The sequence below is a fragment of the Kitasatospora sp. NPDC059973 genome, assembly GCF_042737525.1.
GTDB lineage: Bacteria > Actinomycetota > Actinomycetes > Streptomycetales > Streptomycetaceae > Kitasatospora.
In genome coordinates this window covers 1-9114 of sequence record NZ_JBHWUI010000240.1, presented here as the reverse complement: position 1 = coordinate 9114, position 9114 = coordinate 1, and the positions used below count along the sequence as shown (strand labels likewise).

General features: G+C 73.5%; 10 protein-coding genes. 3 read left to right on the top strand and 7 right to left on the bottom strand.

From position 1 onward, the window contains the following. Window positions 1–44: 44 nt before the first annotated feature. Genes ACFWA9_RS36300 through ACFWA9_RS36285 form a run of 4 tightly spaced genes read right to left on the bottom strand, consistent with a single transcriptional unit; the run spans window position 45 to window position 3164 of the window. The gene (locus ACFWA9_RS36300; RefSeq protein WP_329487566.1) at window positions 45–455 is read right to left on the bottom strand and encodes a Fur family transcriptional regulator; all 411 of its coding nucleotides are present in this window, start codon (window positions 453–455) and stop codon (window positions 45–47) included. A gap of 35 nt (window positions 456–490) precedes the next feature. Further along, window positions 491–1414 carry a metal ABC transporter permease gene (locus ACFWA9_RS36295; protein ID WP_329487564.1) on the bottom strand — a complete coding sequence of 308 codons (924 nt, stop codon included), beginning with the start codon at window positions 1412–1414 and terminating at the stop codon, window positions 491–493. Then, window positions 1411–2175 (bottom strand): metal ABC transporter ATP-binding protein, encoded by a 765-nt coding sequence (locus tag ACFWA9_RS36290; RefSeq protein WP_329487562.1) that lies wholly within the window; start codon window positions 2173–2175, stop codon window positions 1411–1413. Before ACFWA9_RS36290 ends, ACFWA9_RS36295 begins: the two co-directional genes overlap by 4 nt. Before the next feature lie 17 nt (window positions 2176–2192). After that, window positions 2193–3164 carry a metal ABC transporter substrate-binding protein gene (locus tag ACFWA9_RS36285; RefSeq protein WP_380393329.1) on the bottom strand — a complete coding sequence of 324 codons (972 nt, stop codon included), beginning with the start codon at window positions 3162–3164 and terminating at the stop codon, window positions 2193–2195. Between the two features lie 190 nt (window positions 3165–3354). On the opposite strand from ACFWA9_RS36285, the gene ACFWA9_RS36280 reads away from it, so the two are divergent. Next, complete coding sequence (locus tag ACFWA9_RS36280; protein ID WP_380393326.1) at window positions 3355–4737, top strand: glycine--tRNA ligase; 1383 nt, start codon at window positions 3355–3357, stop codon at window positions 4735–4737. Between the two features lie 98 nt (window positions 4738–4835). Here the strand turns inward: ACFWA9_RS36280 and ACFWA9_RS36275 are convergent, their stop codons facing one another. The 3 genes from ACFWA9_RS36275 to ACFWA9_RS36265 all read right to left on the bottom strand — a co-directional run bounded on the left by ACFWA9_RS36275 (window position 4836) and on the right by ACFWA9_RS36265 (window position 8000). Further along, complete coding sequence (locus tag ACFWA9_RS36275) at window positions 4836–6116, bottom strand: hypothetical protein (protein WP_380393323.1); 1281 nt, start codon at window positions 6114–6116, stop codon at window positions 4836–4838. Window positions 6117–6184: 68 nt separating this feature from the next. After that, the gene (locus ACFWA9_RS36270; protein ID WP_380393320.1) at window positions 6185–7309 is read right to left on the bottom strand and encodes a hypothetical protein; all 1125 of its coding nucleotides are present in this window, start codon (window positions 7307–7309) and stop codon (window positions 6185–6187) included. A gap of 112 nt (window positions 7310–7421) precedes the next feature. Beyond that, window positions 7422–8000, bottom strand: a complete 579-nt coding sequence (locus ACFWA9_RS36265; RefSeq protein ID WP_380393317.1) for an NADAR family protein — start codon at window positions 7998–8000, stop codon at window positions 7422–7424. 242 nt (window positions 8001–8242) lie between these two features. Between ACFWA9_RS36265 and ACFWA9_RS36260 the strand changes: the two genes are divergently transcribed. Both ACFWA9_RS36260 and ACFWA9_RS36255 read left to right on the top strand, forming a co-directional pair. Next, complete coding sequence (locus tag ACFWA9_RS36260) at window positions 8243–8806, top strand: sigma-70 family RNA polymerase sigma factor (protein WP_352289821.1); 564 nt, start codon at window positions 8243–8245, stop codon at window positions 8804–8806. Then, window positions 8799–9068 (top strand): hypothetical protein, encoded by a 270-nt coding sequence (locus ACFWA9_RS36255; RefSeq protein ID WP_380393314.1) that lies wholly within the window; start codon window positions 8799–8801, stop codon window positions 9066–9068. Before ACFWA9_RS36260 ends, ACFWA9_RS36255 begins: the two co-directional genes overlap by 8 nt. The last annotated feature ends 46 nt before the right edge of the window (window positions 9069–9114 follow it).

Below are 9114 nucleotides of genomic sequence, written 5' to 3'. Positions count from 1 at the left end.
GGCCCGTGGGAGACAGCTCCCACGGGCCCTTCGGCGCGGCCGGATCAGGCCTTCTTGGCGCACTCCGCACAGGTCCCGAAGATCTCCAGGGTGTGGGCGATGTCGCTGAACCCGTGCTCGGCGGCTACCGAGTTGGCCCAGCGTTCGACGGCCGGCCCCTCCACCTCGACGGTCGCGCCGCAGTGCCGGCAGACCAGGTGGTGGTGGTGCCCGCTGCTGCAGCGGCGGTAGACGGCCTCGCCGTCGGCGGTGCGCAGCACGTCGACCTCGCCGGCGTCGGCGAGCGACTGCAGGGTGCGGTAGACCGTGGTCAGACCCACCGAGTCGCCTCGGTGCTTGAGCATGTCGTGGAGCTCCTGCGCGCTGCGGAAGTCCTCGATCTCGTCCAGGGCCGCCGAGACGGCGGCTCGCTGCCGGGTCGAGCGGGCGCGCGGCGACGGGCCTGCGGTGGTCACCGTGGGTCCTCCTGGGGGTGTGGGCATCTCGCACCTCATTGTGCCAGCCCCGCCCTCCGGTCCGGAGTGGTCGCGTCGGACGCGCTCTGCCCGGGCAGTTGGACGTCGCAGACCGCGGGGCCGGGGTCGGCCTTCGCCGTCCGGTGCCGGTGGCGGGCCAGCGGTGCGGCGATCGCGCTGAACACCGCGAACACCGCGATGGCGAGCAGCACGATGGCCGGTCCGGAGGGGACGTCGAGCTGGTAGGAGCCGGTGACGCCGGCCAGCGAGACCAGGACGCCGAGGCCGATCGAGGCGGCCTGGGTGGCGGCGAAGGAGCGGGTGAGCTGCTGGGCGGCCACCACCGGGACCACCATCAGCGCGCTGACCAGCAGCAGCCCGACCACCCGCATGGCGACCGTGACGGTGATCGCGGCCATCACCGCGAGCAGCAGGTTGAGGAGGCGCACCGGCAGGCCGGTGACCCGGGCGAAGTCCTCGTCCTGGCAGATCGCGAAGAGCTGGCGGCGCAGGCCCACGGTGACGCCGATGACCACGGCGCCGAGGACGCCGATGGTGACGAGGTCGGCGGGGGCGACGGTCAGGATGGAGCCCCAGAGGTAGCTCTCCAGGCTGCCGGCGCCGGCCTGGGCGGACTTCGAGACCAGCAGCTTGCCGCAGGCCATGCCGCCGTAGAACAGCATGGCGAGAGCGATGTCGCCGCGCTGGTTGCCGCGCGAGCGGACCAGCTCCATGGTGACGGCGCCGAGGACGCAGACCAGGACGGCCATCCAGACCGGGCTGGTGTCGAAGATGAAGCCGAGGCCGACCCCGGTCATCGCGACGTGGCCCATGCCGTCGCCCAGCAGTGCCTGGCGCCGCTGCACCAGGTAGATGCCGACGGCCGGCGCGGTGATGCCGACCAGGACGGCGGCGAGCAGGGCGCGCTGCATGAAGTCGTAGGAGAGCATCTCGGTCATGCGAGCAGCCTCGGCGGGGTGTGGTCGGCGTGCGGGTGGACGTGGTCGTGGCCGGGCAGGGCGTGCAGGCCGGTGTTGGGGACGGGCGGGCCGTCGTGCGCGACGCAGCCGTCGCGCAGCACCACGGCGCGGTCGATCAGCGGCTCCAGCGGCCCGAGTTCGTGCAGTACCAGCAGCACGGCCGCGCCGCGTCCGACCTCGGCGCGCAGGGTGTCGGCGAGCACCTGCTGGCTGGTGGCGTCCACTCCGGCCATCGGCTCGTCCATGATCAGCAGGTCGGGGGTGCCGACCAGGGCGCGGGCGATCAGCACCCGCTGCTGCTGGCCGCCGGAGAGGTCGGCGACGCCGTCCCCGGCCCGGTCCAGCATGCCGACGGCGGTCAGCGCGCGGTCCACCGCGTCCCGGTCCCGGCGGCGGAAGGGCAGCAGCCGGTGCTGCGGGAGCCGCCCGGTGGAGACCACCTCGCGCACGGTGGCCGGCACGCCGGAGGCGGCGGTGGTGCGCTGCGGCACGTAGCCGACCCGGTGCCAGGCACGGAACTTGGCGAACGGGATGCCGAACAGGTCCAGGCTGCCGTGCTCCAGCGGGACGGCGCCGGTGACGGCCTTGACGGTGGTGGACTTGCCGGAGCCGTTGGCGCCGAGCAGGGCGACCACCTCGCCGGGTTGCACCGTGAGGTCGACGCCGCGCAGCACCGGCCGGCCGCCGCGCGAGGCGACGGCGTCGTGCAGGCGGACGGCCGGGGGTATCGGGTGGGTCATGGCGTGTTGTCGTCCCCTCAGCTGGTGGTGGCGCCGGCCGTGCCGAGCGCGGCCCGCAGGTTGGCGAGGTTCTGCTCCATCACCGTCAGGTAGGTGTCCTTGGCCGGGTCCTTGACGCCCTCCAGCGGGTCCAGCACCGCGGTCCGGAGGCCGAGGTCCTTGGCGACGGTCTCCGCGAGCTTGGGGCTGACCAGGGTCTCGAAGAAGATCGTGGTGACGCCGTTGTCCTTGGCGGCCTTCTGGACGTCGGCCAGCCGGGCCGGGGTGGGCTCGGACTCCGGGTCGACGCCGTTGATGGCGACCTGGGTGAGGCCGTAGTGCTCGGCGAGGTAGCCGAAGGCGGCGTGGCTGGTGACGAAGGTCCTGGTGTTCGCGTCCTTGAGGCCGTCCCGGAACCGCTGGTCCAGGGTGGTGAGCTTGCCGACCAGTTCGTCGGTGTTCTTCCGGTAGTCGGCCGCGTGCTCCGGGTCGGCCTTGGCGAACTCGGCGCCGACGCTCTGGGCGACCGCCGCGTAGCGGGTCGGGTCGAGCCAGATGTGCGGGTCGCCGGGGGCGCCGTCGTGCTGGTGGCCGTTGCCCTCGGCGTGGCCCTCCTCGCCCTCGCCGAGGTGGTGGTCGACCAGCGGGCTGGCGGCGGTGGCGTCGACGACGTGCTTCGCGCCGGAGTCGGCGACCGCCTTGTCCACGGTCGGCTGGAGGCCCTTGAGGTAGAGCAGGGCGTCGGCCTTCTTGACGCTCGCGACCTGCTTGGCGGTGAGGTCGAGGTCGTGCGGCTCGGTGCCGGCCGGGGTCAGGGTGGTGACCTTGACGTGCTCGCCGCCGATCTGCGAGGCGAGGAACTCCATCGGATAGAACGAGGCGACGACGCCCAGCTTGCCGTCCGTGCCCTTGGCGCCGCCGTCCCCGCCGCAGGCGGTGAGCAGGAGGGCGCCGGCGAGGGTGGTCGCGGTCAGGGCGAGGACGGTGCGGGTAGGTCGTCGGATCATCATGACAACCATTCTCAGGTTAGATGGAAATGATTGTCAAATCACTCGGACGGGTGAACGGTGGATGGTGATGGTTGGGCGGGGCCGGGCGATACCGATTTGAACCCCGTACCCGTATGGCCGGTAACCTGAGGTATTCGGGTACGCGCAACCAGCCGTGCCCTGACCGTGCCGTCGTACTGAAGAGAGCACTGTGGCCGCCGACAAGATCGACACGATCGTCAGCCTGAGCAAGCGCCGTGGCTTCGTCTACCCCTGCAGCGAGATCTACGGCGGCACGCGTGCCGCCTGGGACTACGGGCCGCTGGGCGTCGAGCTGAAGGAGAACATCAAGCGCCAGTGGTGGCGCGCGATGGTCCAGGCCCGTGAGGACGTCGTCGGGCTCGATTCGTCGGTGATCCTGGCCCGTGAGGTCTGGGAGGCCTCCGGTCACGTCGCCACCTTCAACGACCCGCTGACCGAGTGCCTCTCCTGCCACAAGCGCCACCGGGCCGACCACCTGGAGGAGAAGTACGAGGCCAAGCACGGCCACCCGCCGGCGAACGGCCTCAAGGACATCAACTGCCCCGACTGCGGCACCAAGGGCTCCTTCACCGAGCCCCGGGAGTTCTCGGGCATGCTGAAGACGCACCTCGGCGTCACCGAGGAGGCGGGCGGCCTGGCCTACCTGCGCCCGGAGACGGCGCAGGGCATCTTCACCAACTTCAAGGCCGTCCAGACGACCTCGCGCAAGAAGCCGCCGTTCGGCATCGCCCAGACCGGCAAGAGCTTCCGCAACGAGATCACCCCCGGCAACTTCATCTTCCGCACCCGCGAGTTCGAGCAGATGGAGATGGAGTTCTTCGTCAAGCCGGGCGAGGACGAGCAGTGGCACGACTACTGGCTCCAGCAGCGCTGGGACTGGTACGTCGACCTCGGCCTGCGGACCGAGAACATGCGCTTCTTCGAGCACCCGAAGGAGAAGCTGTCCCACTACGCCAAGCGCACGGTGGACATCGAGTACCGCTTCAACTTCGGCGGCCAGGAGTTCTCCGAGCTGGAGGGCGTCGCCAACCGCACCGACTACGACCTCACGGTGCACAGCGAGGCCTCCGGCCAGGACCTCAAGTACTTCGACCAGGAGTCCGGCGAGCGGTACTTCCCGTACGTCATCGAGCCGGCGGCGGGCCTCAACCGCGCCATGCTGGCCTTCCTGATCGACGCCTACTTCGAGGACGAGGCGCCCAACGCCAAGGGCGTCCTGGAGAAGCGCGTCGGCATGCGGCTGGACCCGCGGCTGGCCCCGGTCAAGGTCGCGGTGCTGCCGCTGTCGCGCAACGCCGACCTCTCGCCGAAGGCCCGCGGCCTGGCCGCCGACCTGCGCACCGCGTGGAACGTCGAGTTCGACGACGCGGGCGCGATCGGCAAGCGCTACCGCCGCCAGGACGAGATCGGCACGCCGTTCTGCGTCACCGTCGACTTCGACACCCTTGAGGACAACGCGGTGACCGTGCGCGAGCGCGACACCATGTCGCAGGAGCGCGTCTCGCTCGACCAGGTCAAGTCGTACCTGGCCGCGCGGCTGATCGGCTGCTGACCGCAGCACACCCGGCCGTCGCGCCGAAGGAGCCCCCGTCCGCCTTCCGGCGGGCGGGGGCTCCCCGCGTCCGGCCCGTCGAACCCGCCGGCCCCGGCCTACCGGCGGCCCCAGCGGGAGCGCGGCGGGCCGGCCGGGGCGGTCGGCAGGCCGGCGCCGCGCAGCGAGGCGAGGGTGCTGCGGTGGCGGCCCTCGTCCTCCAGGAGGGCGGCCAGCAGGCCGTCGTAGAGCCGCCGGTGCGGGGCGAGCGCGGTGGCGAGCCGGACGAGTTCGGTCGGCGGGCGCAGCGCCGCGAGGTCGCGCAGCAGGACGCCGGACAGCGGCTCCGGCAGGGTGCCGGCCAGGTCGGCGAGCTCGGCGGCGGGCCGGCCGGCGGCCTGGCGCAGCAGCGTCCGGGCGTCCTCGGAGCGGCCGGCCCGCTCCAGCCCGGCCGCGAGGGCGGCCAGCTCGGCGGTGGGCGCGGAGCCCCACTCCCAGAGCAGGGTGGCGCTGTCCGCGTGCTGGCCGGCCCGTTCCAGGGCCACCAGCAGGGCCGGCAGCGCGTCGGCCGGGTAGGCCCAGAGGGCGTGGAACAGTTCGGTCGCCTCCTGGGCCAGGCCGGCGGAGCGCAGTTCGGCGAGGGTGCTGGCGGCCTGCGTCGGAGTGCCGGCCGCGGCGCCGCGGGCCAGCTGGACGGAGGCGTCGGGCGGGCCGCCGCGGGCGAGCAGACCGGCCAGCCGGGCGGTGTCGAGCGGGAGGAGCAGGGCGGCGGCCTGGCCCAGCAGGGAGGTGATCTCCTGGGTGGCGCCCTGGCGGTGCAGAGCGGTGATCCGCTCGGCGAGGGCGGTGAGTTCGGCGGGGGAGCGGCGCCGGGGCGGCTCCGGTGGCTCTTCGGGCGCGGGCGGTGGCTGGGGCGCCGGGACCGTCCGGGGCGGGGTCGGTCCGCCGGCCTCCTCGGGGCGGGACCGCGGGGCGCCGAACCGGGCCCCGGTGGCGGGTGGCGGCGGAGCCGCTCGGCGCGCCGACGGGGCGTGCGCTCCTTCCTCCTCCCCCCGCACGCCCCCGAAGCGGGCGCCGGTGGGCTGCCGGGGCACCGGATTGCGGACCGGCGGCTGGCGCAGCCGGTCCTCCAGCGCGGTCAACTGCTCGCTGAGCTCCAGGCAGCGGGTGCCGAGCCCCTCGCGCAGCGTCCGGGCCTGGGCCAGCTGCCGCAGCAGTTCCGCGTCCGGCCGCTGCCGCTCCGGGACGGCCCGCACGGCCTCGGCGAGCCGCCGTTCGCGCTGGTTGGCGTACTGCCGGGCTCGCAGTAATTCGTCCAGCTCGGCACGGAGGTCGAGCGCGTCCTGTTCGCTCTCGCCGCTGTGCTGAGCCGGGGGTTGTTCCGTGTGCCGTATCCGCATGATCGCCGCACCCTGTCCATCTCGACCCTGACTGCGGGTCATCCTGGCGTCGGTATACGGCGACAGAGTTACGGGAGTGCGTCGAAATGTTTGCGACTGCCGTCCAGGACCGCGCAGACGGCACCGGCGGTGAGCAAGCCGACGACGGCCGCCCGGAGCAGAGCCGCCTCGAAGTACGGGTCGGTGGACCACCGGACGGCCAGGTATCCCGCCCCCGCGCCGACGGTGGCGGGCAGGACGAGCCGGCCCGCGCGCCGGCCGACGGCGGCGATCAGCACCGCGGCGCCCGCCGCGGCGGCCAGCCGGGGCGTGCCGAAGCTCCCGGCGTACCGGAGGGCGAGGGCGGGGACGAGGAACAGCGCGAGGCCCCGGCCGAGGGAGTCCGTGAGCGCGGCCACGCGGGGGCCGGCCGGGGCGCCGGGCCGTTTCGCCGCCAGGAAGCGGGTCGCGCCGAGCACGGCGACCGCGGTGATCATGCCCGTGAGCCGGTCGCCGAGCCGGGAGAGGTTGTAGAGCAGCACGGTGTCGTAGAGGGCCAGCATCAGGGAGCCGAAGGCCCACAGCTCGACCGCGAGGACGAGCGGCCCGGGGGAGCGGGGCGCGGTGTCCGCCTCCCGCCCCGCGATCCGGGCGAGCAGCGGCGCGGTGACCAGCGCCGACACGACCCGGATGACCAGGTCGTCCACCGTGTACGGGTTGCGCAGCTCCCACTCCACCGCGCAGAACGCGACGGTGTACGAGGCGGCGGCGAGCGGGAGCAGCGGTGAGCGGGCCACCCGGACGTACAGCTGCCGGTCGAGCCGGCGCAGCACGGCGAGGAAGGCCAGCAGGACGAGCGGGAGTTCGAGGAAGGCCTGGACGCGCAGCACGGACGGCGCGAGCAGCTCGGGTGCGGGGGTGTGGGCGGCGACCCAGTCGACGAACGGGTTGCCGCGGGGCACGGCGAACCACCCGGGGGGCAGGTAGCGCGCGACGAACGCGGTGCTGCCGTCGTGCACGCGCTGGACGTAGACGGCGAAGGCCAGTTGGTTGAGGAGGATCAGCGCCACGACGGCGGCGAGCAACGCCTCCGGCCCGGGCGCTCCCCCGCGCCCGGGCCGGACCTCCCGACGCAGCACCCTCGGGGTGAGGGCGAGCGCGGCGCCCACCGACAGCACCGCCGTGGCGTCCAGGACCGGGGCGATCGTGCTCATCGGCTCCTCCGGCGGGTCGCGCTTCTCCGGCTCGTCCGGCTCGTTGTGCTCGTCCGGCTGGTTGTGCTCGTTGCGCCCGTCGTGCCCGTCGTGCTCGTGGCGCTCGCGATGCTCACCGGGCCAGCCGGGTGCGGGCCTCCATCAGGGCGAAGCCGAGCAGGTTCTCCCCGCGCCAGTCGGCCGGTCGTGCGGCCCGTTCGTCGTCGGCGGCGAGACCGATGCCCCAGAGCCGGTCCACCGGGCTGGCCTCGACCAGCACGCGCTGCCGGGTGCCGAGGAGGTAGTCGCGGAGGGCCTCGTCCTGCCCGAACTTGGCGACATTGCCCGTCACGACCAGCTCGAACCGCCCGGCGGCCCAGCCGGGTTCGTCGAACCCCCGCACCTGACGCCCCAGCTTCTTCGCCTCGGCCGGGGTCCGGGCGGCGAGGATCCGCGGCACGATCGCCTCGTCGCCGAACAGCCGGGCCTTCCCGGCCATCATCCAGTGCTCGGCGCTCGCGTACGTCACGCCGTCCACGGTGAAGGGGGACGGCCACCACTGGCTCAGCGCCCCCTGCCCGACCGAACCGTCCTGCTGCGGCTGATGCCCCCAGAACATCAGCCACTTCGGCTCGGCGCCGGAGGCGACGGCCGCCACCAGCTCGGCCCGGTTGCGGGTGTCGAGGGGGTTCCCCTTCTCCATGCTGCTCATATCGTCATCCTGACGTAAAGGGGCCCGTGGTGCCAGTGATTTGATCGGGGCGGTCCGCCCGTGACCGGCTCCGGGAACGGGGCTGAATCCTTTGCGCAGGGGTGTGCCTCTTATGAATGTCTCCGACGAAAGGGTCGGACCGGACTGGGAGGTTCTCGTGATCGTTGGCATCGCCGTGGCTGTCGCCCTGTTGCTGCTGTGCACCTGCACCGTGGTCGTGATGAGGAAGCGGGGGCGGGGCCGTGGCTGACGCGGGGGGCTGGCCGGGGGAGCGCCTGGTCCACGCGGCGCAGCGGGGGGACGTCGACTCGATCGCCGCGCTGGTGTCGGGGGCGCACCCGCATGTGCGGCGGTTCGCCCGGACGTTGTGCGCCTCGCCGGAGGATGCCGAGGATGCGGCGCAGGAGGCGCTGATCATCCTGTACCGCAAGATCGGGATGCTGCGGGCCTCCGGTGCGCTGGCGTCGTGGATGTTCCGCATCGTGCGCAACGAGTGCCTGCGCCGGGCGCGGGTACTGCGGCGCGACCCCGTGCCGTCGGGGGACGACACCGTGCTGTCGGCCGAGGAGGAGGTGCTGCGACGCCTGGAGGCCGGGCGGGTGGCGGCGGCGATCGCCGCGCTCCCGGCCGACCAGCGGCGGGTGCTGGTCATGCGGGACATCCAGGGCCTCGACGGGCGGACGGTCGCCGACGCGCTGGGGCTGAGCGGCGCGGCGATGAAGTCACGACTGCACCGGGCGCGATCGGCCGTCCGCTGCGAGCTGCGGGCCGCGCCCGAGACCGTCCTTGGAGGCATCGGTGAGTGATCGACCCGACTTCGCGAGTGCGTCCCTGCCCCGCCACCTGGTGCGCGGCGCGGTGGGGTTCGGCGGCCTGATCGGCGCCTTCGCGCTGCTCCCGGTGGTGGGGCCGGCCGCGCTGCCGCTCCTCCCGATCGGGGTGCTCGCCCTGCGCGGATGCCCGATGTGCTGGACGATCGGGCTGATCCAGACCGTCTCGCGGGGCCGCCTGGAGCGCTCCTGCACGGCGGACGGCCAGTGCCGGCTGACCGTCGCCGGGTCCGGCTGACGACGCCCCGCGCACCCGAGCGCGCCCGACCGCGACGTCGCGGGCG